Source organism: Nocardiopsis metallicus (assembly GCF_014201115.1).
GTDB lineage: Bacteria > Actinomycetota > Actinomycetes > Streptosporangiales > Streptosporangiaceae > Nocardiopsis > Nocardiopsis metallicus.
Genome location: NZ_JACHDO010000001.1, coordinates 905602 through 929024 on the forward strand (window position 1 = coordinate 905602; position 23423 = coordinate 929024).

The 23423-nt window shown below is 71.5% G+C and carries 18 protein-coding genes and 1 pseudogene; 12 read left to right on the forward strand and 7 right to left on the reverse strand.

The window, feature by feature from the left end; all coding sequences use genetic code 11:
* Positions 1-29 precede the first annotated feature (29 nt).
* From HNR07_RS03855 to HNR07_RS03870, 4 genes are all read left to right on the forward strand, one after another.
* Entirely contained in the window at positions 30-1421 is a 1392-nt protein-coding gene (locus HNR07_RS03855; protein ID WP_184361992.1) for a family 2 encapsulin nanocompartment cargo protein terpene cyclase, read from the forward strand.
* 114 nt (positions 1422-1535) lie between these two features.
* On the forward strand, positions 1536-2408 hold the full coding sequence (locus HNR07_RS03860; RefSeq protein ID WP_184361995.1) for a geranyl diphosphate 2-C-methyltransferase: 873 nt from the start codon (positions 1536-1538) through the stop codon (positions 2406-2408).
* A 149-nt stretch (positions 2409-2557) separates the two neighbouring features.
* Positions 2558-3160 (forward strand): isopentenyl-diphosphate Delta-isomerase, encoded by a 603-nt coding sequence (gene idi / locus HNR07_RS03865; protein WP_184361998.1) that lies wholly within the window; start codon positions 2558-2560, stop codon positions 3158-3160.
* A 139-nt stretch (positions 3161-3299) separates the two neighbouring features.
* Positions 3300-4346 carry a PDDEXK family nuclease gene (locus HNR07_RS03870; protein ID WP_184362001.1) on the forward strand — a complete coding sequence of 349 codons (1047 nt, stop codon included), beginning with the start codon at positions 3300-3302 and terminating at the stop codon, positions 4344-4346.
* 66 nt (positions 4347-4412) lie between these two features.
* Here the strand turns inward: HNR07_RS03870 and HNR07_RS03875 are convergent, their stop codons facing one another.
* Complete coding sequence (locus HNR07_RS03875; protein WP_184362004.1) at positions 4413-5099, reverse strand: HNH endonuclease family protein; 687 nt, start codon at positions 5097-5099, stop codon at positions 4413-4415.
* Between the two features lie 162 nt (positions 5100-5261).
* On the opposite strand from HNR07_RS03875, the pseudogene HNR07_RS36030 reads away from it, so the two are divergent.
* Positions 5262-5384 (forward strand): annotated as a pseudogene (locus tag HNR07_RS36030) (DUF1028 domain-containing protein); the annotation flags it as partial.
* 10 nt (positions 5385-5394) lie between these two features.
* Here the strand turns inward: HNR07_RS36030 and HNR07_RS03880 are convergent.
* Positions 5395-6495: a hypothetical protein gene (locus HNR07_RS03880; protein WP_184362007.1), complete on the reverse strand. Its 1101-nt coding sequence runs from the start codon at positions 6493-6495 to the stop codon at positions 5395-5397.
* 281 nt (positions 6496-6776) lie between these two features.
* On the opposite strand from HNR07_RS03880, the gene HNR07_RS03885 reads away from it, so the two are divergent.
* The 5 genes from HNR07_RS03885 (at position 6777) to HNR07_RS03905 (ending at position 14011) form a co-directional block, all read left to right on the forward strand.
* Positions 6777-7610, forward strand: a complete 834-nt coding sequence (locus HNR07_RS03885; protein WP_184362010.1) for a hypothetical protein — start codon at positions 6777-6779, stop codon at positions 7608-7610.
* Positions 7611-7837: 227 nt separating this feature from the next.
* Positions 7838-10102: an AAA family ATPase gene (locus HNR07_RS03890; protein WP_184362013.1), complete on the forward strand. Its 2265-nt coding sequence runs from the start codon at positions 7838-7840 to the stop codon at positions 10100-10102.
* 8 nt (positions 10103-10110) lie between these two features.
* Positions 10111-11370, forward strand: coding sequence for an McrC family protein (locus HNR07_RS03895; RefSeq protein ID WP_184362016.1), 1260 nt, complete (start codon positions 10111-10113; stop codon positions 11368-11370).
* 64 nt (positions 11371-11434) lie between these two features.
* Positions 11435-12802 (forward strand): DUF6884 domain-containing protein, encoded by a 1368-nt coding sequence (locus tag HNR07_RS03900; protein ID WP_184362018.1) that lies wholly within the window; start codon positions 11435-11437, stop codon positions 12800-12802.
* A gap of 309 nt (positions 12803-13111) precedes the next feature.
* Complete coding sequence (locus HNR07_RS03905) at positions 13112-14011, forward strand: transposase (protein WP_184362021.1); 900 nt, start codon at positions 13112-13114, stop codon at positions 14009-14011.
* A gap of 88 nt (positions 14012-14099) precedes the next feature.
* Here HNR07_RS03905 and HNR07_RS03910 read toward each other — a convergent pair whose 3' ends face one another.
* The 5 genes from HNR07_RS03910 to HNR07_RS03930 all read right to left on the reverse strand — a co-directional run bounded on the left by HNR07_RS03910 (position 14100) and on the right by HNR07_RS03930 (position 20915).
* Positions 14100-16385, reverse strand: a complete 2286-nt coding sequence (locus HNR07_RS03910; protein ID WP_184362024.1) for a HelD family protein — start codon at positions 16383-16385, stop codon at positions 14100-14102.
* A gap of 233 nt (positions 16386-16618) precedes the next feature.
* Positions 16619-17581: a Bug family tripartite tricarboxylate transporter substrate binding protein gene (locus HNR07_RS03915; protein ID WP_184362027.1), complete on the reverse strand. Its 963-nt coding sequence runs from the start codon at positions 17579-17581 to the stop codon at positions 16619-16621.
* 71 nt (positions 17582-17652) lie between these two features.
* Positions 17653-19179: a tripartite tricarboxylate transporter permease gene (locus HNR07_RS03920; protein ID WP_184362030.1), complete on the reverse strand. Its 1527-nt coding sequence runs from the start codon at positions 19177-19179 to the stop codon at positions 17653-17655.
* Between the two features lie 27 nt (positions 19180-19206).
* On the reverse strand, positions 19207-19869 hold the full coding sequence (locus tag HNR07_RS03925; protein ID WP_184362033.1) for a tripartite tricarboxylate transporter TctB family protein: 663 nt from the start codon (positions 19867-19869) through the stop codon (positions 19207-19209).
* Positions 19866-20915, reverse strand: a complete 1050-nt coding sequence (locus tag HNR07_RS03930) for a tripartite tricarboxylate transporter substrate binding protein (RefSeq protein WP_184362034.1) — start codon at positions 20913-20915, stop codon at positions 19866-19868. The genes HNR07_RS03925 and HNR07_RS03930 overlap by 4 nt, the downstream gene beginning before the upstream one ends.
* A 172-nt stretch (positions 20916-21087) precedes the next feature.
* Between HNR07_RS03930 and HNR07_RS03935 the strand changes: the two genes are divergently transcribed.
* Both HNR07_RS03935 and HNR07_RS03940 read left to right on the forward strand, forming a co-directional pair.
* Positions 21088-22692, forward strand: a complete 1605-nt coding sequence (locus tag HNR07_RS03935; RefSeq protein WP_312893575.1) for a sensor histidine kinase — start codon at positions 21088-21090, stop codon at positions 22690-22692.
* Positions 22692-23408 (forward strand): response regulator, encoded by a 717-nt coding sequence (locus tag HNR07_RS03940; protein WP_184362042.1) that lies wholly within the window; start codon positions 22692-22694, stop codon positions 23406-23408. Before HNR07_RS03935 ends, HNR07_RS03940 begins: the two co-directional genes overlap by 1 nt.
* Positions 23409-23423 lie beyond the last annotated feature (15 nt).

Consider the following 23423-nt stretch of genomic DNA (forward strand, 5'->3'; position numbering starts at 1 on the left):
GGCACCGTCAGGGAAGGAGGTCTGAGACGGTGTCACTGATGTCCCGGATGTCCGCGTCCACCGCGGGGCACAGGACGGCGGAACTGGTGGCCGCCCTGCTCCGCGATCCGCACCGTCCCGGTAAGTCCGACCTGCTCGCGGCACCGGACGGATCGTCCCCCCACAGCCCGGCCGCGCCCGGACCGACCGCCTCGGGCCAGTCCGCGCCGGTCCCGCCCGCGCCGGTCCCGCCCGCCCCACCGGCGGCCGCGCCCCTGCTGCCCCCCGGGCCCACCGGGATCGGCACGTCCGCGGCGAGGGTGCTGCTGCCCGAGGCGCCTCGGGCCAACGGGGCCGTCACAGGGACTGCCCCGGCCGCCCGCGCCTCCAGCAGCGCCCGGGCCGTGCCGAGGATCCCGACCGCACCGTCCGGGCCCGGGTACACCGGCTCCGGCCCGGCACCGGGGGACGTGGGCTCACCGGTTCCCGTCCTGTACTGCCCTCCCGCGGTCCGGGACGACCCGGCCCTGGGGGAGGAGGTCGACGACCGGTTGGTCGAGTGGGCCGCCGAGGTCGGCGTCTACCCCGGCCAGCTCGACAGGGTCCGCTCAGCGGGCTTCGGCCGCCTCATCATGCTCGCCCACCCCGAGACCAGCGACCCCGACAGGTTGTTGGCGGCGGCCAAGTGCGCCCTCGCCGAATGGTCCGTGGACGACCACTACGTGGACGGTGAGGTGGAGGAGGCCCGGCCGGAACTGCTCGGCCAGCGGCTGGCGATCGCCCACTCGGTGATCGACCAGGCGCACCTGCCGCTGAAGTACGCACCCCAGTTGGAAGAGGTGGTGCGCGCGGACCCGGTGATGGTCGCCCTGCGCTCCAGCCTGGACAACCTGGCCAGATTCGGCTCCCACGCCCAGGTGCGACGGCTCCGGCACGAACTGGGCATCATGTTCGTGGCCTACAACCAGGAGGCTGTCTGGGCCGCCACGGGGCAGCGGCCTCCCATGTGGGAGTTCCTCATGCACCGGCACGAGAACAGCTTCGTCCCGTGCATGGCGCTGATCGACACGCTGGCCGGATACGAGCTCCCCCAGGAGGAGTTCGCCGACCCCCGGGTCCGCCGGGTGTTCACGATGGCGGGGTCGGCGACCGTGATCGTCAACGACCTCTACTCCATGGCCAAGGAGGACCCCTCCGACTTCAGCGTGCCCAGGCTGATCGCCACGGAGGAGGGCTGCTCCGAGCGGGAGGCGATCGAGCGCACCGTGCTCCTGCACGACGAACTGATGCACACCTACGAGGCGGAGGCGGCCGCGCTCGCGCTCACCGGCTCACCGGAACTGCGCCGCTTCCTCGCCGGAGTGTGGGCGTGGACCGGAGGCAGCCGCGAGTGGCACGCCAGCAGCGGCCGCTACCACGGCACCGGAACCGGCGCGAGCTGACCGGAGGCCGGTCCGTACACCCGAGGTCCCCCGGCGCGGGCCCACGCGGCCCCGCCCCGGTTCGGCGTGCCCCGAACCGACCGAATACACCACCACGACAAGGAGCCACACGCGATGACCGCGACCATGCCCTCTCAGAACCAGGCGCCGGCCCCGGTCCTGCGCACCGACTACCAGCGGTCGGTGGCGGACTACTGGAACGAGGAGCAGGACCCCGTCAACATCCGCCTCGGTGAGGTCGACGGCCTGTTCCACCACCACTACGGGATCGGCGACTACGATCCGTCCGTCCTCGAAGGGCCCGAGGAGACCCGCGAACAGCGCATCATCGAGGAGATGCACCGCCTGGAGACCGCGCAGGCGGACGTGCTGCTGGACCACCTCGGGAACATCACGCCCAGCGACCGGATCCAGGACACCGGTTCCGGCCGCGGCGGCACCAGCTTCATGGCCAACGCCCGGTTCGGCTGCCACGTCGACGGGGTGAGCATCTCCCAGAAGCAGGTCGACTTCGCCAACGACCAGGCCCGGGAACGCGGCGTGGACGACAAGGTGCGGTTCCACTTCCGGAACATGCTGGACACCGGCTTCGAGACGGGTTCGATGCGCGCCGTCTGGAACAACGAGTCCACGATGTACGTGGACCTGTTCGACCTCTTCCGCGAGCACGCCCGCCTCCTGGAGTACGGAGGCCGCTACGTCACCATCACCGGTTGCTACAACGACGTCACCGGCGGCCGGTCCAAGGCGGTCAGCCAGATCGACGAGCACTACACCTGCAACATCCACTCCCGGAGCGAGTACTTCCGGGCGATGGCAGCCAACAACCTCGTTCCGATCAACGTCGTCGACCTCACCGCCGCGACCATCCCGTACTGGGAGCTGCGGGCGCGGTCGCAGGTGGCGACCGGGGTCGAGGACCCGTTCCTGACCGCCTACAAGGAGGGCAGCTTCCACTACCTGCTCATCGCCGCCGACCGGGTCTGATCCCGCCTTTCCCGGCCCGGGACTCCGGCCGCCTCACGACCCGGGCGCCGGTTTCCCGAGGAAGACACGCGGGTGCCCGCCTCCGCGCGGGGCGGGCATCCCGGTCCCGGGTCGGAAAGTCGCCAAACCGTCGAACACGAAAGGTGCCGATGACCACCGACACCGATACCGGGGGCCCCGGCCCCGTGAACGAGACTGTGCCGGGTGAGCGCGAACAGATCCTGCTGGAACTGGTCGACGAGGCCGGAACGACGACCGGAACCGCCGAGAAGCTGTCCGCGCACCAGGCGCCGGGTCGGCTGCACCGGGCCTTCTCGGTCTTCCTGCTCGACGACCGGGGGCGTCTGCTGCTGCAGCGCCGCGCCCTGAGCAAGTACCACTCGCCCGGCCTGTGGTCGAACACCTGCTGCGGCCACCCCCTCCCGGGCGAACCGCCCTTCGCGGCGGCGGCCCGGCGCACGGGTGAGGAACTGGGGCTGGCCCCGGAACTGATGCGCGCGGCCGGAACGGTGCGCTACCACCACACGGACCCCGTGTCCGGGCTGGTGGAGCGTGAGTACAACCACCTGTTCGCCGGGGTGGTTCGGGCCGAGCCCCGACCCGATCCCGAGGAGGTGGCGCAGACGGCCTTCGTCGACTCCGCCGAGCTGGAGCGACTGCGGACAGAGGCCCAGTTCTCCGTGTGGTTCCCCACGGTCCTCGACGCCGTCCGCCCCGCCCTGCGCGAACTGGCCGACTCAGCCGACTGGTAGCGGACCCGAAACCACGGCCCCGGCCCTGACCCCGCCCCGGCCCGGTTCGGTTCGGCTCTGAACTGCCCTTCCTCGCCCCTCGGGCCCAGCCGTGGCATCCTTGGCGATACCAGGATCCTGGTGACCTTCGGGGGCGACAATGTTGTACGAACTCGGTTTGTCCGGCGGCCTGGCTCCGGTGCCGGAGACGACGTTCGCCGAGGCCGGAGTCTGGGAGCGCCGGGACCTGCAGGCCGCTGTCCACGACCACATCGGGGTGCTGGGTGATGACCTGAAGGTCGTCGCCGAGGAGTTCGACCGCTTCGAGGGCTCCCGGCGCCGGATCGACCTGCTGTGCGTCGACCGTCAACTGTGCCTGGTGGTCGTCGAGCTCAAACGCACCGCCGACGGCGGCCACATGGAACTCCAGGCTCTGCGGTACGCGGCGATGGTCGCCGGAATGCCCTTCGACGACCTGTGCGCCGCCCTGGCCCGGCACCGCCGCGCCGTCGACGGGGGCGAGTTCACGGTCGAGCGGGCCCGCGCCGAACTCCTGGAGTGGTGGGAGGACGAGGGTGACGAGGAACCGGTCATCGGACGCGACGTGCGCGTCATCCTCGTCTCCGCCGACTTCGGCCAGGAGGTCACCACCGCCGTGCTCTGGCTCAACGAGGTGTACGGCACCGACATCCGCTGCGTGCGCCTGTCGCCCTACCGGCACGGGGACAGCGTGCTCCTGGACGTGCAGCACATCATCCCGCTGCCCGAGGCCGAGGACTTCCTGATCCAGGCCCGTCAGCACAGCGACGCGGTGCGTACCGCCTCGGGCCGCGACCGGACCCGCTACCTCATCGAGTTCGAGGGGCGGAGCGAAGGCCCGCTGAACAAACGCAGAGCGGTGCTGGCCATGGTCGGGGCCGTGCACGCCGCGGGGGCGGACCCGGAGCGTGTCCGCGGCGCGGTGGGGGAGGGCAAGTTCAGGTCCGTCGCGGTGCCCGAACCCGGTCAGGAGCTCTGGGAGGCCTTCGCCGAGCGGCACGGGCTCAGCCGGGAGCAGCGCAGCCGGTGGTTCCACGAGGACCCGCTGGCCGACGGTGACCGGGTGTGGGTGCTCAGCAACCAGTGGGGGACCGACACCGAGGACGTCCTGCGAGCGCTGGCCGCGCTGGCGCCCGGGAACGGCGGACCGGCCTTCCGGGCGGTGTGAGCGGTCATAGTGCCCGCCGGGCCGCGCGGGTGGGTCTCCGCACGGCCCGGGGAGTCACCGGCTCTGTCAGCAGCGGGTGTTGATGGTGTTCTGGATGGAGGACTTCTCGGTGCTGGTCACCGAAAGGTCGTATCGGTGCTTCACGTTGACCCAGGCCTTGACGTAGTCGCAGTGGATCGCGGTGCGCGGGGGCATCCACGCGGACGGGTCTCGGTCGCCCTTGGAGCGGTTGCTGCTCGCCGTCACCGCCCACAACTGGGGTGAGGAGACGTCGTTGGCGAAGGCGCGGCGCCGGTCGGTGGACCAGGTGTTGGCACCCGACCGCCAGGCGTCGTACAGCGGCACCATGTGGTCGATGTCGAACTCGGAGGCATTGCCGGTCCACACGCCGTCGTACTCGCTGGACCAGCGGCCCGACGTCGGCCGGCAGTTCCCGTCGACCTGGACGGTGTGGCCGTCGCGGCGCAGGACGAACTGGCGGGCGTCACAGGGGCTGCTGACCACCACCCAGTGCGGGAAGAGGCTGCGGTCGTAGCCCGAACCGTTGTTCTTGGCGCGGACCGTCAGACCGTTCAGCTGGGTCTGTGCGACGGAGGTGGAGGGGATGCCGGGGGGAAGGATGTGGTGGGCCAGGGCCGGGGCGGCCCACCCTAGGACGGCGATGAGGACGGCGGCGGCGAACACGGCCAGGGAGCCGAGCACCGTTCGGCGCACACCGGTGACGGGGGAGGGAGCGGGGGATGCGGGCAACATGTCTCCTGGGGGGAGGAAGTGACAGGTCGGACATCCACACCATGATCGTTTTCGAGGCGTCCGACCAGTCCCCCTGCGTTAAATTCCCGCTGTCTTCGGGTGGCGCCCCGGTGACGGACCCGCCCGTGGAGCGGTCACCTGCTGGGCGGGGGGTACGCGGGGGCCGAGCTCCGCCGGGTCCACGGGGTCGCGCGGCGGGAGCTGTCACCGTTCGCGGCGGCACTGCCCGCCCGCGCGAACCCGCGGGGGTCCTTCGAGCGGTTGCTCGACACCGACGGCCCCTGAACCGGGCGGCTCAGTTCAGGGATGAAGCCTCGGAGAGCCACTGTCCGGCGTCGAGGGCCTCACGCACGCTCGCGTCCCGGACCTGCTTGATCGCCTCCAGGTCCACGGCGGCGGTCAGGCGGGTGACGTCGCCCAGCCCGGCGCTCGCCTGGGCGACCAGGTCGCCGTACTCCGCGTGTCGGGCGACGTTGGCCTCCACCTGTTCCCACTCGCGTTGGGCCCTGATCGCCCTGCTGACCTTGTCCCGGTACTCCTCGATGGTGCTCACCCGTCGCTGAACGGCCGACCGGGTGGCGTTGACGGCGTCGAACTGGGGCTGCATCGAATCCAGGACGGCCTGGGACATCGCCTTCCCGGCGCGTTTCCTCAGGTCCTTCTCCAACCGGGACTGCTCGCGCAGGATCCGGGCCAGGTGCCATTCCTGGTCGCGCAGGATGAGGCCGGGCTGGACCGCGTCGAAGGAGTCACCGAGCTCCCCGGAGGACTCGGCGACGTAGGTGCGGGCCCGCTGCACCCGCAACAGCAGTCGCTGGCTGTCCTTGTCCAGGTCCTCGGGCCGAACGTAGTGCCCGTGGTACTTGGCGGCCAGGTGGGACGGCCTGGCGTCACCGGCTCGGGACGGTTTGCTGTCACTGGCGACTCCCGTGATGCCGACGAGGAGCCCGAGCACGGCGACCGTGACGATGATCGCGATGGACGTCCCGTCCGGCCCCAGCCACTGGGCGAACACGGCCAGACCGCCGACCGCTACGAGAGAGAAGATTCCGAGCAGGCACCCGCTGACGGCGAAGGCTGAAAGGACGACCAGCAGGGCGGCGAGCGCCAGGACACCGATGACCAGGGGCAGCACGAACTGGGCCAGGAGCAGTGCGATGCCGGCGATCACCACCGACACGACCGTGAGGCCGATGAACAGCGCGACGTGGTCGTCGGCTTCCGCGGGCCGGGTGCGTTTGGGGGTCTTGTCCGGTGCCAGCAGCTTCCCGGGGGAGGCTGTCAGCTTCTCGACGACCTCTTCGGGGAGGTCGGGGTCGAATACGGGGCCGGCCAGGACGGTCTTCTCGGACACCTCGTCTCCGCCCTCGGCAGAGTCTTCCGGGTTCGCTGTCATCGCACCAACCTTGATCCCGCTTTGGCTTTGAGGCGAGGTTTGCACCGGGGTGAGGGCTGGGTTCTCCGGATCATTGCGGTTCTGTGCCGCGACACAGGAGGAGGGCTGTGAGCCTTCGGCGGGTGGTGTCGTGCCCGCCGCTGCGGCTGTCCCGCACGCCGTCACGCCGACCAGGGGGCGCCTCGGCGGATCGTGACGCAAGTGTGGCGTTCCTGAGCACGGGAAATGCGGATGAGCGAATTAAGTTCTCATTCGTCACGAAAAGAACGAAAGTTACCGTCATGCCCCCACGCTTCACCGCCGTCCCCTGGATGGCGGCTCTTCTCTGCCCGATCCTCGTCGGATGCGCCCCGGTCCAGGACTTCCTGGACCGGTCCGTGCCGGACCTGGAGTCCGTCAGCCAGCTGAACCCCGCGGACCGGGTGGACCGGGACGACCCGTTCGCGGGCAGCCCCGCCGAGGACTACGGCGAAGGGTTCCCCGTCCCGGAGGCCGAGGCCGTCGGATCCTTCACCCGGGAACAGGTCGAGTGGTCCTACGCGCACACCCAGGAGTTGCTGGAGGCCGTCTACCTGAACCAGGACGCGGTCTTCGACGAGGACAACAGCGAGCTCACCGGACTGCTCACCGGCCAGGCCCTGGAGTGGTACCTGGACAACCTCGGCAACGAGGACTTCGAGCTCAACAGCCGCCACCTGCCCTTCAACCTCACCCCCGGCACCGCCGAACCCATCGGTGACGAGGTCAGGGTGGACGGCTGGATGCGCGCGGAGGCGGCCCGGGACGACCAGGGCTGGGACTACCTCTCGGTGGTCACCGAGTACACCATCGTCCACCCCGTCGCCCGGCCCGGCGGCCACCCGGTCTCGACCCGGCTGGTCACCTCGCACTTCGGCGAGGTCGGCTTCTACGAGGCGGGCGGGCAGGAACTGGAGGCGGCGCCCATGTGGGCGCGCTTCGTGGCCCCGGTGCACTGCCTGGAGGAGTACACCTTCACCCCCCTCTACGAGGACGAGCAGCCCAGGGGGGAACGGCCCAGAGGTCTGCGCGAGGACCCCTACGAGATGGAGAACACCGAGGCCCCGGACAGCTGCGGGGCGGTCAAGGACACCTGACCGACTCGCGCCGAACTCCAGGGCCTGCCCGAGGCGCGCCGCGCCCCCCGGGACGGCGCCCGGCCTTCCCCGGCGGCGGCGCGGCAGCCCTCCGCTGCGGTGAAACGGGCAGGAGCGGACTCTCCACCAGCAGGCGACGGGCCTCACGGTTCCGGTCCCGTTTTCTCGCTCGGACCCGAACGGCGTATCCTTCGGCCGGTCGGAACGGGTACGGGAGAGGCGGGCTGATGGCGGCGGACGGCAGTGGTGTGCACGGGGGAGCGGCGGGAACGCGCTGCGCGGAGGCCGCGGGGGCCATCCTGCGCGGGTCGGCGGTCACCGGGCGCTCGGCCTTCGCCCCCGAACTCGAGTCCTGGACCCCGGAGGTGGTCGGGGAGCTGGTCCGCGGGTTCGTGGAGCAGCCGGACACCTCCAGTGACGACTTCCTGACCAAGCTCAGGAAGCAACTGCGCGGGGTCTCCGCCGAGGCGGTGGTCCTGGCCGCCGAACTGCTGTACCTGAACATGCTCCCGCTGGCCGGCTCCACCATCGGGATCGGCCGCAAACGGGAGATCATCGCCGAAGTGCTCTCCCTGCAAGACCGGGACGTGGAACTGCCCGAACGGTTCGACGCGGCGATGGAGGGCGTCGTCCTGGGCGGTATGGCCTTCCTCAACCTGCGCTGGGCCCAGTTCGCCTTCCTCATCCGGCTGGTCGGCGCCCTGCTCGACACGGAACCGCGGGAACGGGAGGCCCTGCTGTCCGACCCCTGGGCGTTCCGGGAGACCGCCCGGAAGGTGATGCCCGACAGGGGCGGCGGCGAGCGCGCCCGGGCCCAGTACCACCTCCTGCTCTGGCTGGCCTTCCCCGAGACCTTCGAAGCGATCGCCAACCTCGACCACAAGCGCCAGATCGTTGCGGCCTTCGCCGACCTGATCGGTGGCGGGAGCGCGGACGAGGACCGGGACCTCGCGGCCATCCGCGCCGAACTCCAGCAGGCCGAACTCCAGCAGGGCGGCGGCGCACGGGTCGACTTCTACGCCGAACCCTGGGCCGGGCGGTGGCGACCCGCCGACACCGAGGTCACCCAGCGCGGCTGGCTGGTGCGGGGCGCCAACGTGGGCGGGGCCAATCTCGTTCCCGAATGGCTGGAACGGGGGTTCTGCTCCCTGTCCTACCGCGAGCTCGGCGAGATCGCCCCGGGCACCCCGCACGAGGAGATCGACCGGCTGCTGGCCGAGGCGTATCCGGACGCCACCGCCAACTCCAACATCCAGCAGCGCTCACAGATCACGGCGTTCCTCGACCGGATGTCCCCGGGAGACCTCGTCGTCACCGTCGACCCGGACCACGGGGTCCACGTCGGGACCGTGAGCAGCGACCCCTACTACGACGCCGCTGACGGGCGGGACCGGGCACGGCGCCGGGACGTGGCCTGGGCCCGCCCGACGTCGACCCCGCACCGCCACGACTTCTCGGAGAAGACGCAGAACACCTTGGGAAGCGCGCGTACGGTCAGCGACATCACCCGCTACGTAGCCGAGTTCGCGGAGGCTGCGGGCCTGGGCGAGCAGGTGACGGAGGACGTCCTGGCGGTGGACGCCACCGGCGAGGTGCGCTTCCGCCCGGTCACCGAGGAACTCGTCCACAGGCTCCACTTCCCCAAGAAGTGGCTCCAGGAGACCGTGGAGCTCCTCCAGAACAAGAAGCAGCTCATCCTGTTCGGCCCGCCGGGCACGGGCAAGACCCACCTCGCCCGGGCCATCGCCGACCACGTCGCCGATCCCGCCGCCAACCCCGGTGCGGTCTCCCTGGTGCAGTTCCATCCCTCCTACTCCTACGAGGACTTCGTGCAGGGGTTCCGGCCCCGGCAGAAGCGTGACGGGACCATGGGCTTCGACCTCGTGGACGGGCCCATCGCCCGGATGGCGGACCGGGCCAGGCAGAACCCCTCCCAGCCGCACGTCCTGGTGATCGACGAGATCAACCGGGCCAACCTCCCGAAGGTCTTCGGTGAGCTCTACTTCCTCCTGGAGTACCGGCAGGAGGAGATCACCCTCCAGTACGCGGGGGAGGACGAGACCTTCTCGCTGCCCGGGAACCTGTTCGTGATCGGCACGATGAACACCGTCGACCGGTCGGTGGCGCTGGTGGACGCGGCCATGCGCCGCCGGTTCGCCTTCCTGCGGCTGAGCCCGGACCAGCCGCCGGTGGACGAGCTGTTGAAGTCCTGGCTCCGGGAACGGGGGCTGCCCGTGGAAGCGGACCTGCTGCTGCGCGAGCTCAACCGGCTCATCGGCGACCCCGACCAGGCCATCGGCCCGTCGTACCTGATGAACCCCGACGTCGCCGACCCGGCCGTGCTGGAGCGGATCTGGCAGACGGAGATCCTCCCCCTGCTGGAGGACCAGCACTATGGCCGCGGGATCGAGGTGGAGGAGGTCTTCGGCCTGGCGGCGCTGCGATCAGCGCTGGGGTCGGCCCCCGCCTCCCGGCCGGAAAACCCGGAATGATCCGCGGAGTGCCCGCCGGAGTGATCAACCCGAGGCGGATCGATCTGGCCGAGACCGGGCCGGGGGCATCGTTGGTGCTCACCCCGCCCCAGGTCGCCACCCTGACCCGCGCCGCCCATCTGGTGCGGGTGGAGCCCGGAGGTGCCCCGGGCCGGTGGCGGCTCTCGGCCCGGCAGCGGGTGGGCGCGGTCCGGCTGGGCTCCGGCGAGGGCGCGGTCGAGCTGCGCATCCGGCCCAAGGTCGCGGTCGACCGCCTGATGTACCTCCTCGGGTTCGGCTCGGGGCCCCGCCCCTGGCAAGCGGAGGCACTGCCCGCAGAGGTGTCCCACGACCTCGTCCCCGCTTTCGCGGAGGTGTTCGCGCAGGTCGCCTCCCGGGTCCTGGGCGCCGGGGTACTGCACGGCTACCGGGAGCGGGAGGACGAACTCAACGTCGTCCGCGGACGCATCCGTGTCCGTGAGCAGATGCGCCGCGGGTTCGGGGCGCCCATCCCGCTCGCGGTCGCCTACGACGACTTCACCCCGGACGTCCCGGAGAACCGCATCCTGCTCGCCGCGATCCGCGCCCTGATCGCGCTCCCGGGGGTCCAGCGGCGGACGGCACGCAACCTGCACCACCAGGCGGCCCGGTTGGGCGCGGTGGCCGAACTCCGGCCGGGGCCGCTGCCCGCCTGGACCCGCAACCGGCTCAACGAGCGCTACGCGCCCGCGCTCCGCCTGGCCGAGACCGTGCTCGGCGGGTCGGGGGCCGAGCACGGATCCGGGGACCGGGACAGGGACGGCAACGGGGACGGGGCCCCCGGGGCAGAGGCACGGGAGCTCCCGGGGCTCATGGTCGACATGGCGCGGGTCTTCGAGGACTTCCTGAGCGTCGCCCTCGGATCGGGGCTGGCCGCGCACGGACTGCGCTGCTCCACCCAGGAGGCGCACCACCGTCTGGACGAGGCGGGCCGGGTACGGATCAGGCCGGACCTGGTGGTGCGGGACCGGGACGGCATCCGCTGTGTGGTGGATGCCAAGTACAAGGACCTCAAGGGCGGGCTGCCGTCCACGACCGACCTCTACCAGATGGTGTCCTACTGCACCGCCCTCGGTGCGGAGCGCGCACATCTGGTCTACGCGGGCGGAGCCGGGCAGGCCGGGCAGGCGGACACGCACTCCGTGCTCGGGGCTCCGATCTCCGTGCACGTCCATGTCCTGGACCCGTCGGGCTCCGTGGCGGACCTGGAGAACCGGTTCCGTGCCCTGGCCGACGCCGTCGCGGGTTGAGGGGCCGCGCGGCGACGGCTCCTGTCGGCGCCAACACGTGAAAACGGAAGAGAAGGGTGGACGAATGGGACAACGGCCGTCGGTACGGGAGCTGATCGCGGAGTACGCGCGTGCGAACAGGGGGCCCTTCACCGCCGGGACCCTGGTGGAGTGGTTCGCAGAGCACTATCCGGACGTGGCCGCAGGGACCGTGCGCACCCAGTTGTCCGAGGCCGCCCGTGCGCGGGGCCGCGGGCGGCGGCTGCTGGAGCGGGTCGGGACGGGTGTGTACCGGCTGGCGGTCGGTGAGCCGGGAGGGCCGGGCGACCCGAGCAGGCGGAGCGACCCCGGCGAACCGAGCGGGCAGGACGAACGGGCCGAGCCGCGCGAACCGGGGGAGGAGGCCGTTGACGGGGCCTCCCGGCGGCCCGACCTGGTGCTCGTCGGCTGCGTCAAGGGAAAGAGGAGCACCGCCCTGCCCGCCCGCGACCTGTATCAGGGCGCTTTGTTCGACGGACGCCGTGGTTACGCGGAACGTTCGGGTGCGCCCTGGTACGTCCTGAGCGCGCGCTGGGGCCTGGTCCGCCCCGAGGAGGAGATCGCCCCGTACGACCTGTACCTGGGCGGCTGCTCGGTCTCCTACCGGAGGGCCTGGGGGAGTTTCGTCGTCGCCCGGCTGGCCGAGGAGCGGGAACTGGGCGGGGCGGTCGTGGAGGTGCACGCGGGTGGAGACTACGTCGAGGCCCTGCGAGGGCCGCTCAGGGAGCACGGGGCCCTGCTCCGTGTCCCGCTCGCGGCGTATCCCCTGGGGCGCACGTTGGCCTGGTACAAGCAGCGCCGCGCGCAGGCGGGCGACGGGGGCGACGCCTCCCGCCGACCTGACGGCACGGCTGACGGTTCGCCCGTGTCCGTCGCAACCGCGGACATGGTCGCGGGGCTCTCCGATCGAAGGGGAGCGCTGACCCCCGAACTCCTGCGGACCCGGAAGCAGGGGTTGTCCGTGCCGGGAATGTACAGCTGGTGGGTCGACGCGGCCGGTGCCGGGGACCTCGGCTCCGGGCTCGGGGCGCGGATCGAACCGGGGGTCGTCTACGTCGGCCAGGCCGGTGCCACGCGTCAGCGCAGCGGTGCGCGGTCCGACAACACCCTGTTCGGGCGCCTGGTGGGCATGCACCTGGGCGGGCGCGCCGACTTCTCCACTTTCAGGCTGAGCCTGGCCGCGGTGCTCGTCGAACGCCTCGGTGCCACGCGCGGGGACGAGGCGGCGCTGTCCGAGTGGATGGAGCGCCACCTCTCGGTGGTGGCCGTGGCGGCCCCGGACCGGGACGGCCTGGCGGAGCTGGAAGGCATGGTCGTCGCCGCGATGGACCCGCCGCTGAACCTGCGTCACGTGGAGAGTACCTCTGTCCGACGGCGGCTCGGTGAACTGCGCAAGGCCTGGCGCTCGGGCTGACGGACCGGTTCGGACCTCGGCACTGCCCCTGGGCGCGCGAGAGGTCCGGTCCCGTTCTCTGGGCCGGGGGCAGGGCGTCGACGAACTCGAAGTCCGTGCCGTCGTGTGTGGGCTCGGCGTCGAGCCAGACCAGCGCGTAGCAGCCGGGCAGGCCGTCCACATGGCGTTGGTGACGAAGTCCCCGGTGGCCGGCCGGGGCAGCGGGGGCGGAGGAGGGCCGGGGCCGAGGGGCCTACCGCCCTTCTAGATCGTTGATGGGAGTTTTCTGGAACTCCTGCGCCCATGACGAAGGGCGTCAAGGATCGGTGTGTGACGACCAACCTTGACGCCCTTCTGACCGCACTCTACGTCCATCTGGACGACCACGTCCTGCCTTCGCGTGAACAACCCCGCAAACGCGGCCCCAAAAGGCTGCTCACCGACCCAGAACTCGTGTGCGTGGCCATCGCCCAAGTCCTGCTGCGCCATGACTCAGAGCGCCACTGGATGCGCGCCGCACCGGCCCGGATCGGCCACCTCTTCCCCCGCCTGCCCGGCCAGTCCGAGTACAACCGCCACCTGCGCGATCTGGCACCGGCCCTGTTCACCGCAGCGATGTGGTTGGCCAGGGCCGTGCCTACCTGGTGGGAGCGGCTGCGGTTGATGGACGGAACCCCACTGCGCTGCGGTGCTTCGCGCACCACGGTCAACCGCTCCATGCTGGGCGAGATCGCCGGATACGGACGCGACGTCTCCCACCACGCCTTCTACTGGGGCGCCAAGCTCATGCTCATCACCACCACCGAGGGAGCGGTGTGCGCGTTCAGCCTGGCTCATCCCAAAGAGCTGGACGAGCGTGCTCAGGCCCTGCACCTGCTGCACGTTCAGGCCTGCGCTCCCGGGCCGGCCCCGATCGTGTGTGACAAGGGCTTCGCCGGAGCCAAGATCGAGGCTGATGCGGCTGAGCTGGGTTATCTACTCATCCGCCCGATCCGCGAGGATGAGCCCGAACCCGACGTGAAGGTGTTCCCCTCCTGGCTGCGCCAACGCGTTGAGGCGGTGATCTGGACGTTGAAGAACCAGCTGGGGTTGGAGCGTCACGCGGCCCGCACCACGGAAGGGTTGTGGGCGCGCACCTGTCAGAGGATTTGCGCGCTCAACGCCGCGATCTGGCACAACTGGTTGATCGGTGCCCCGGTCAAGCGGTCCCTGATCGCCTACGACCACTGACCAGGACACCAAACCCCCATCAACGATCTAGGCGACCGGCCGGACGGGGCGGGCTGACAGGCGCCTGAGCGAGTCAGCCCACCCGGGATCAGCCCTCCAACCGCTTGAGGAGGCCGGGCAGGTCGGCCTCGTGCGCCACGGTGAGGCGTTTGGTCGCACGGGTGAGGGCCACGTACAGGTCGTTGGCCCCGCGAGGCTGGGCCAGCAGCTCCTCGGGGCGGACCACGATCACCGAGTCGAACTCCAGCCCCTTGGACTCCGTCGCGGTCAGCACTACGACGGTGTCGCCCAGCTCGTCGTCCGTACCCGTTCCGGGGCGGCCCGCCCCGGGGAGTGCGGCCGAGGTTTCGGACAGCGAGGCGTCAGAGGTGACCACCGCGATCCGGCCCTCGCCCACCGCCGCGCGCTCCTCGTCGACCAGCGCGGGCAGGCCGCCCAGGCCGGTCAGCCGCACCGCGCGGGGCGGCTCGCCCTCCTCGCGTACGGATTCGGGAATCTGTTGGCCGGGCGCGGCCTCGCGTAGGACGTCGGCGGCCACGGCCATGATCGGCGCCGGGGTCCGGTAGTTCACCCGCAGGTGCTCCACGTGCACCTTGCCGGGGGCGTACTCCTCCAGCGACCCCTGCCAGGAGCTGGTCCCGGCGGCGCTGCCGGTCTGGGCGACGTCGCCGACGACGGTCAGGGAGCGGGTCGGGACCCGGCGCATCACGGCGCGCCAGGCCATCGGGGACAGTTCCTGGGCCTCGTCCACGATCACGTGCCCGTAGGACCAGGTGCGGTCCGCCCCCGCCCGGTCGGCGGTGGTCAGGTTCGGCCCCGAGTCGCGGTGGCGGGCGGCGAGGGTGACCGCGTCCAGTCCCTCCGCCGGGTCCTCGGTCAGGCCGGTGAAGTCCAGCACGCCCTGGGCGTAGCGGACCTCCTCCTCCCGTTCGGTGTCCAGCTGGCGCTGCCGCGCGCGCAGGAGGCTGTCGTCCTGGCCGAGGAGCTCGGCCACCTCGTCCAGCAGCGGCACGTCCTCCACGGTCCAGGGCGCTTCCGGGTGGCGGGCCATGGATCCGGCCTCCGCGACTCCGGCCTCGGCACCGACCAGGGCCAGGGCCTCGGGGTCGGCGTACAGGTCGCGCAGCACCCGCTGCGGGGTCAGGTCGGGCCACAGGGCGTCGAGGGCCTGCTGCACGGGGGCCTCGTGCCAGAGCCGCGCGCCCGTGTGCGGGAGGTCCTCCTCGGTGGCGGGGCGGCCGAGCAGCTGGGACTCGGCCCGGGCGAGTTCGGTGAGCAGCGTGTTCACCAGGTACTTGCGCGCGGTGTTGTGCGGCAGCTTCAGGTTGCGGGTGGTCTCCAGCACGTGCGCGCACACGTCGGCGGGCACGACCAGCGTCCCCGCGTCGGTCTCCACGCGCAGGTCCGCCTCGCCCAAGGCCCTCAGGGGCGAGCGCTGCCGGTCCCGGACGGCGGCGCCCACGAAGTCGACCATGCGCGGGGACCCCTTGAGCACGGCGGTCGCGTGCCGATCGCGGGCGGTGGCCTCCACACCGGGGAAGAGCTCGCCGACCGTGCGCATCACCACGTCGGTCTCGCCGAGGGAGGGCAGCACGTTGCCGACGTAGCGCAGGAACGCCGGGTTGGGGCCCACGACCAGGACGCCGCGGCGCTCCAGGATCCGGCGGTGCGTGTAGAGCAGGTAGGCGGCGCGGTGCAGGGCGGCGACGGTCTTGCCGGTGCCCGGGCCGCCCTGGACGACCAGCACCCCGGCCAGCTGGGCGCGGATGACCCGGTCCTGCTCGGCCTGGATGGTGGCGACGATGTCGGCCATGCGTCCGGTGCGGCCGCGGTGCAGGGAGGCCAGCAGCGCGGCCTCGCCGACCAGCTGGCGGCGGTCGCCCTCGGAGAGGCCGTCAGCGTCGAAGACCTCGTCGTCCAGGCCGAAGACCCGCCTGCTGCGCACCCTCAGGTGGCGTCGGCGGGTGATCCCCTCCGGGTCGCTGGGGGTGGCCGCGTAGAAGGGGCGGGCGGCCGGGGCGCGCCAGTCCACGAGGATGGTGTCGTGTTCGGTGTCACGCAGTCCGATGCGGCCCACGTAACGGGCCTCGGTGTCATCGGGGCCGTAGGAGATGTCGATCCTGCCGAAGCACAGGCCCTCCTCGACCGAGCTGAGCTGGGCCCGGCGCCGGGCGTGCTCGTAGGAGCGGGTCTCGCGTTCCACGATGGCGGCGTAACCGCTGCGTTCCTGCAGGTGGGCGTCGATGAGTCGCTGTTCGGTCTGCGCTCGCAGGGTGTCCAGGCGCTCGTACATGACGCTGACGCGCGCCTGCTCGACCGCGATCGCGGCCTCCTCGGGCGAGGGGGCCGAGCTGTCGGATTGACAGGAATCCATCTGGTTGCTATCCTTGCGGCTGAGAAGTTTATTGATAGCTTTTGTTTTGTGCAGGGGAACCGCAGCCTAGCAGGATGCGTGCACCATTCGCCAATCCGCGTGACCAGGACCCGCACCCTCCAGGGGTGGGGGTTTTGTTGTTCCCGGGCCCCCACCCGTTCCCCGCACCCGTTGGAACCCGCTCCGTGCGACCGGCCCGCCCCGCGACGTCCCGGGGCCCGGCGGCAGCGCCCTCAGGCCAGGCCCAGCCGCTCCAGGTCGGCGCCGATCCGGGTGTCCTCCTGGCTCAGGAAGTCGGCGAAGTCTTCGCCCTCCAAGAACGCGTCCGTCCACCGGTTGCGCTCCAGCCTCGCCCGCCACTGCGCCGATCCGTGCAGGTCCGACACCATGGACCGGAGCCGCCCCAGGTCGTCCGCGGCAAGACCCGGTGGTGCGAGCAGCCCCCGCCAGTTCATGAAGTGCAGGTCCACACCCGCCTGGATCAGGGTCGGCGCGTCGGTGCCCGGATCCGGCTCGGAGCTGGTCACCGTGAGGGCCCGCAACTGGCCGGCGTCGATCGCCGAGCGCTGCTCGCCCGGCCCTGCGGCAGCGAAGTCCACCTCGCGGCTGATCAGCGCCGCCTGCATGGGCCCGCCCCCGTCGAAGGAGCGGTAGTCCACCGCCAGCGGGTCGATGCCGAGTTTCTCGGCCAGCAGCATCGTCACCATGTGGTCGGGTCCGGCCGGTGTCGAGCCGCCCCCCACCGTGATGTCCTCCGGATTCTCGCGCCATGCCTCGAGGAGGTCCTCGATCGACCGGAAGGGTGAGTCCGGCGTCACCAGAAGTACCTCCGGCTCCTGGAGCAGGCGCGCCAGCGGCTCGGCCTCCGTCACTGACTGCGAAGCGGAGGCGGCGTGGGTGTTGGCGACCACTCCCAGACCCATCTGGAGCAGGAGGTCCGGTGTACCGCGCTCGTAGAGCAACCGCGCCAGCCCCGCCGTGCCGGAGGCCCCGGGCAGGTTGAAGACGGTGGTGTCCGTGACCGAACCGCTCTCCTCCAGGACCGAGGCCATCGTCCGGGCGGTGTGGTCGAAGCCGCCGCCGGGCGGCGTCGGCACCATGATCCGCAGGGAGCGCAGCCGCCTCGCGGGCAGACAGCCGGCCAGGGGCAGCACGAAGCCGGCCGCCAGTAAGGCGCGCCGGCTCATGCCACTCATCGCGTCCCCCGTTCCCCGGCCCGGGCGTTCCCGCCGTCGCGGCCGCCCGGGTGCCCCGGCGTCACTCTTCCTCAGTCCTTTGCGGAACCCGCCCGTTCGCGCTCTCCGGAGCGGTTCGCGCGCCCGTGCCCCCGAAGGGCCCGCACCAGCGCCGGTGTCACCGACAGCAGGGCGAGCGCCAGCAGGCTGGCGGAGATCGGTCCGCTGACGAACACCGACCAGTCACCGCCGGAGATCTGCAGGGCCCGACGCATGTTCGTCTCCATCAGGCCGCCCAGGATCAGCCCCAGGATCAGGGGCGCGGCCGGGAAGTCGTTGCGCCGCATCAGGAAGCCGATGGCGCCGAACGCCGCCAGCAGACCCAGGTCGAACACGCTGAAGCTGAGCCCGTACACGCCCACCACGCAGAATACGACCACCAGCGGAACCAGCACCGCCTTGGGGGTGTTCAGGACCTTGGCGAAGACCGGGATCAGCGGCAGGTTGAGGACCAGCAGGACCACGCTGCCCACGTACATCGAGGCGACCACGCCCCAGAACATGTCGGGGTTGTCGGTCAGCATCATCGGCCCCGGCTGCACGCCCAGCACCAACAGCGCGCCCAACAGGATCGCGGTCGTGCCCGAGCCCGGTACCCCCAGGGTCATCAACGGCACGAAGGAGCCCACCGCCGCCGCGTTGTTGGCGGCCTCGGGCGCGGCCACGCCCTTCGGGTTGCCCTTGCCGAAGGTGGCGCCGTCGCGCGCCAGCTTCTTCTCCATCGAGTAGGACAGGAACGAGGCCACCGTGGCCCCCGCCCCGGGCAGGACCCCGGTGAAGAAGCCCAGTACCGACGAGCGCAGCGTCGGCGGGGTGATCCGGCCGAGCTCGCGGCCGGACAGCCGCAGCGAGGTCACACCGCCGCGCGCTCCGCCCTCGCCGCGCCGGTTGAGCATGACCAGCACCTCGGCCAGCGCGAACACGCCCAGCGCGACGATGAGGAACTCCACGCCCTCGTACAGCTCGGGCAGGTCGAAGGTGTAGCGCACGATGGCGGTCTGGGAGTCGATGCCCACCAGGGCGATCATTACTCCGACCACGGCCGAGACCAGGCCCTTGACCAGGTTGCGCCCGCCCAGGGTCACCACCGCGGTCAGCCCCAGAATCATCAGCGCGAAGTACTCGACGGGCCCGAAGCTCACGGCGAAGGACGCCAGACTCGGCGCGATCGCCATCAGCCCGATGACGCCGACGGTGCCGCCGACGAACGACGAGAGCGCCGCGATCGCCAGTGCCTTGCCCGCCTTGCCCTGTCGGGCCATCGGGTAGCCGTCGAAGGAGGTGGCGACGGTCCCGGCCACCCCCGGTGCGTTGAGCAGGATGGAGGAGGTCGATCCGCCGAAGATCGCCCCGTAGTAGACCCCCGCCAGCATGATGATCGCCGAGGTGGGGTCCATGCCGTAGGCGATGGGGATCATCAGCGCGATCGCGCTCATCGGGCCCAGGCCGGGCAGGATGCCGATGACCGTACCGGCCAGGACGCCGATGAAGACGAAGAGGAGGTTCTCCGGGGTCAGCGCGATGCTGAAGCCGTGCAGGAGTTGGTCGAACATGCCCATGGGAGGGGATCCTTGGTTCGGGTCAGGTCAGAAGGGAAGCGGTCCGCTCGGCAGCGACACGCCGAGGCCCCAGGTCATCCCCGCGTAGAGGGCGAAGGGGAGCACGAGGGCGACCGCGGCCGTGACGAGGTGACGGCGGTAACCGAGGTACCAGGTCATCGACCCCAGGTAGAGGGCGGTGGAGAGGACGAACCCCAGGGGCTCGAACACGGCGACGTAGAGGCACAGGGCGCCGACGAACAGGCCGGTCTCCCAACGGGGGTCCTCCAGGCGGCCGAGCCGGGCCCCCGCCCCGCCGACCGCACCGCCCGCCGCCGGTCCGTCGGCTTCGGACGCGGTGCCCGCCGCTGGTCCGTCGGCTTCGGTCGCGCTGTCTGCCACCGTGTCCTCCGCCGGGGCGCGCTGGAAGAGCAGCAGCACCGCCAACAACAGCAGGACGACACCCAGCCAGCGCGGCAGGGTGGAGGGCTGTACCGGGACGCTCACCGCCGTGTAGTCGGGCATCTGGAAGGCGAGGACCAGGTAGCCGACCGCGAACAGCCCGATCGCGACACCCAGGGTCCGGGGGGAGAACCGGAAGGCCTTCTCGGGCGCGACCGCGCGGCCCGGCGTCCAGAGGCGCCGGGGGCGGCGCGCGGCCGCCCCCTCCTCGGGCGCGCCACCGGAGCGCGCCGTGGTCTCTTCGCTCACTGGAGGCCGACCTCCGTCAGGATCTCGGCGAACTCGTCACGGGTCTCGTCCAGGAAGGCGCCGAAGTCATCGCTGCCCATGTAGGCGTCGGTCCAGCCCAGGCGTGCGGACTCCTCCTGCCAGGCCTCGGTCTCCACCAGGTCCCCGAACAGCTCCTCGTAGTAGGCGACCTGCGCCTGCTCGAGCTCGGCCGGGGCCATGACGCCGCGCCAGATGTCGAACGTGAAGTCGATGTCCTGCTCCACCAGGCTCGGCACGTCCGGCAGGGCCTCGCTGCGCTCGGGCGAGGAGATCCCGACCGCGCGCATCTCGCCCGCCTCGATCATGCCCAGGGCCTCGCCCGCGCCGGTCACGGCCGCCTCCACGTGGCCGCCCAACAGGGCGGTCATGGCCTCACCGCCACCGTCGAAGGGGATGTAGTTGGCCTCGGCCGGATCGGCCCCGGCCGCCTCCAGCGCCCCCGCCAGCGCGACGTGGTCCATGCTGCCGGGCCCGGAGCCCCCGCCGATGCTGAAGCCCCCCGCGGATACTTCCGCGGCCAGGTCGCCGAAGGTCTCGACGGGTGAGTCGGCCGCCACGAGGTAGACCATGTAGTCGGTGGCCAGGCGCGCCACCGGGGTGAAGTCGTCGTGGTCGTGGTCGGAGTCGCCGGCCATCGGAACCAGCAGGATGGGCGGGCTCGTCACGAACAGCTTGTGCGGGTCTCCCGCGTTGTTGGCGATGTAGCCCCAGCCGATGGCGCCGCCCGCGCCGGGTTTGTTGACCACCTGGACGGACTGGTCGATCAGTTCCTGCTCTTCCAACAGCCGGGCGCTGGTGCGGGCCAGGGTGTCCCAGCCGCCGCCGGTGGCGGCCGGCGCGGTGATCTCGATCGGCTTGGTCGGCGCCCAGGTCCCGTCCTCGGCCACCCCGTCGGAGGAGCCGCAGGCGGCCAGCAGCACCGGCAGGGCGGCGCCGATCGCGGCAGCGCCCCTCATCCGGGTCCGAAGGGAGGGTGCTGAACCGGTGGCACGGGAACTGACGTGCGTCTTCGTCACGCGGAGCATGATTTCTCCGTAGGGGATCTGGCCGGGTATGTTCCGGTTATCGTGTGATGCAACGCACAGGCAATCAGAGGGAAACCCCCGCGAGAAGTGTTGTGTCTTTTGTGCGGGCAATGGTGGTAAGGAATGTTGTGGTCGTTGTGTTCGCGGTCACACCGGAGTCGGGGTGGGAATCGTGGTCACGGCGCGTCGGACGACGCTGGCAGGGCAGTTCCTCGCCCTGCAGCTGGGCATCGTCGTCATCGTGCTGGTGATGGTGGCCGCGGTCTCCCTGGCCCAGTCCGACGCCCGCCTGCGCCAGACCGAGGCCAGGCGCATGCTCTCGGTCGCCGAGAGCACGGCCGCCCGCGACACCGTCCGGGCCGGGCTGGGGGAGCCGGGCGGCTGGGAGGTCCTCGCCCCGACCGCAGAGGGTGTGCGGGTACTCTCCGGCGCCGACCACCTGGTCATCCACGACCGGGACGGGCAGGCCCTGACCCTGGACCCGGGGCCGAGGGCCGGTGGCTCCCAGGGCGACCCGGGGGTCGCGTCCGCGCTGCTGGGACGGGCCTGGTCCGGGGTGAGCGAGACCAACGGACAGCGGACCGTGGCCGCGGCCGTACCCGTCATCGGTGAGGGCGGGGAGGTCCTCGGCGCGGTGGTCGCGGGCATGGACTATCCCAGTACCGGGGAGCTGCTGGTCCTGGCCACCCCGAACCTCCTGGTCTACCTGGGCATCGCCAGCGTGCTCGGTGTGGCCGGATCCCTGCTGCTGTCGCGACGCGTCAAACGCCAGACGCTCGGGCTGGAGCCCGACCAGATCACCCGGCTCGTGGAACACCGCGAGGCCATGCTGCACGGAATCAAGGAGGGTGTCCTGGGCCTGGACGCCGACGACCGCGTCACCCTGGTCAACGACGCCGCGGTCCGCCTGCTCGGCCTGCCGGCCGACAGCGTGGGCGCCGCCCTTTCCGAGCTCGGCGTGCCCGGTGACCTGGAGGAAGTTCTGCGGGGCCGGGTGCGGGGGCACGACGCCGTCGTGGTCCTGGGCGACCGGCTGGTCGCCCTCAACCGCATGCCCCTGGAGAGCGACGGACGCCCGGCCGGGTCGGTGACCACCATGCGTGACCGCACCGACCTGGTCGAACTCCAGCACGAACTGGACACCAGCAGGAACACCGCCGACACACTGCGCGCCCAGGCCCACGAGTTCAGCAACCGGCTGCACGTCATCTCCGGGCTGCTGGAGCTGCGAGAGCACGAGGAGGCGGCCAAGTACGTCCGCCTGGTGGGAGGCGCCCGCGCCCAGCTCAGCGCCGATGTCACCGCCCGGGTCGCGGACCCGTCGCTCGCCGCGCTGCTCATCGCCAAGACCAGCCTGGCCGACGAACAGCGCACCCGGCTGCGCATCGCGCCCGCGACCCTGGTGGGGCCGGTCTCGGAGGACCTGTCCGAAGACCTGGTCACGGTCGTCGGGAACCTGATCGACAACGCGCTGGACGCGGTCGCGCACACCGCCGCGGACACGGAACCTCCCTGGGTGGAGGTCGAGGCCGTCGGCGGTGGCGGCGGTCCGGTGGAGGTCGCCGTCCGTGACTCGGGCCCGGGCGTTCCGGGCGAACTCGAGGGCCGGGTGTTCCAGCACGGCTACACGACCAAGGCGGGCCCGGACCGCAAGCGCGGCCTCGGGCTGGCGATCGTCGGCCTGGTGTGCGCCCGACGCGGCGGGGCGGCCACCGTCACCGGATCGGAGTTCACCGCCGTGCTGTACGAGAACCCTTCTGAAGGAGACGAGCACTGATGCCGGTGAGGACCCTCATCGTCGACGACGACTTCATGGTGGCCCGGGTGCACCGCGGCCTGGTGGAGCGCGTCCCCGGCTTCACCGTGGTGGGCGAGGCCCGTAGCGGGGCCCAAGCCCTCGACATGGCCCGGAGCCTGCGGCCCGACCTGGTCCTGCTGGACATCTACCTGCCCGACATGAGCGGCATCGACGTGCTGCGCGGCCTGCGCGGGGCAGCGCGGGGCGAGGACCTCGCGGACGTCGACGTCCTGGTCATCACCGCCGCCCGTGACAGCGCGACCGTTCGCCAGGCGCTGCGCGGCGGCGCCGTCCAGTACCTCATCAAACCGTTCGAGCCGGCCGCTCTCACCGAGCGCCTGCGGGAGTACGCCAGGCTGCGACAGGACCTGGAGCGGGAGGGCGCCGCCGACCAGGCCGCCGTCGACCGGGCCTTCGGCGCGGCCCGGCCCGCCGCACGCACCGCGGGGACGATGCCCAAGGGACTGACCAGGCAGACCGCCGAACTCGTGGAGAGAACGCTGAGCGACCTCGCCGTGACGGGGGCGGGCGGGGACAGCGGGATCTCGGCGACCGAATGCGCCGCCGCCACCGGGGTCTCCAGGGTCAGTGCCCGCCGCTATTTGGAGTACTTCGTCGAGACGGGCAGAGTCGAGGTCCGGTTGCGCTACGGCACCGCGGGACGGCCCGAACGCCGCTATCACTGGTCGGGCTGAGGGCGGCGGCGCGCC

What these genes read in the sequence shown, in the direction of transcription:
- HNR07_RS03880 (WP_184362007.1), bottom strand. Translation starts at nt 6,495, where the DNA reads ATGACAGCGAACCCGGAAGACTCTGCCGAGGGCGGAGACGAGGTGTCC.
- HNR07_RS03860 (WP_184361995.1), top strand. Translation starts at nt 1,536, where the DNA reads ATGACCGCGACCATGCCCTCTCAGAACCAGGCGCCGGCCCCGGTCCTG.
- HNR07_RS03930 (WP_184362034.1), bottom strand. Translation starts at nt 20,915, where the DNA reads ATGCTCCGCGTGACGAAGACGCACGTCAGTTCCCGTGCCACCGGTTCA.
- HNR07_RS03910 (WP_184362024.1), bottom strand. Translation starts at nt 16,385, where the DNA reads ATGGATTCCTGTCAATCCGACAGCTCGGCCCCCTCGCCCGAGGAGGCC.
- HNR07_RS03870 (WP_184362001.1), top strand. Translation starts at nt 3,300, where the DNA reads ATGTTGTACGAACTCGGTTTGTCCGGCGGCCTGGCTCCGGTGCCGGAG.
- HNR07_RS03915 (WP_184362027.1), bottom strand. Translation starts at nt 17,581, where the DNA reads ATGAGTGGCATGAGCCGGCGCGCCTTACTGGCGGCCGGCTTCGTGCTG.
- HNR07_RS03900 (WP_184362018.1), top strand. Translation starts at nt 11,435, where the DNA reads ATGGGACAACGGCCGTCGGTACGGGAGCTGATCGCGGAGTACGCGCGT.
- HNR07_RS03920 (WP_184362030.1), bottom strand. Translation starts at nt 19,179, where the DNA reads ATGGGCATGTTCGACCAACTCCTGCACGGCTTCAGCATCGCGCTGACC.
- idi (WP_184361998.1), top strand. Translation starts at nt 2,558, where the DNA reads ATGACCACCGACACCGATACCGGGGGCCCCGGCCCCGTGAACGAGACT.
- HNR07_RS03940 (WP_184362042.1), top strand. Translation starts at nt 22,692, where the DNA reads ATGCCGGTGAGGACCCTCATCGTCGACGACGACTTCATGGTGGCCCGG.
- HNR07_RS03875 (WP_184362004.1), bottom strand. Translation starts at nt 5,099, where the DNA reads ATGTTGCCCGCATCCCCCGCTCCCTCCCCCGTCACCGGTGTGCGCCGA.
- HNR07_RS03890 (WP_184362013.1), top strand. Translation starts at nt 7,838, where the DNA reads ATGGCGGCGGACGGCAGTGGTGTGCACGGGGGAGCGGCGGGAACGCGC.
- HNR07_RS03885 (WP_184362010.1), top strand. Translation starts at nt 6,777, where the DNA reads ATGCCCCCACGCTTCACCGCCGTCCCCTGGATGGCGGCTCTTCTCTGC.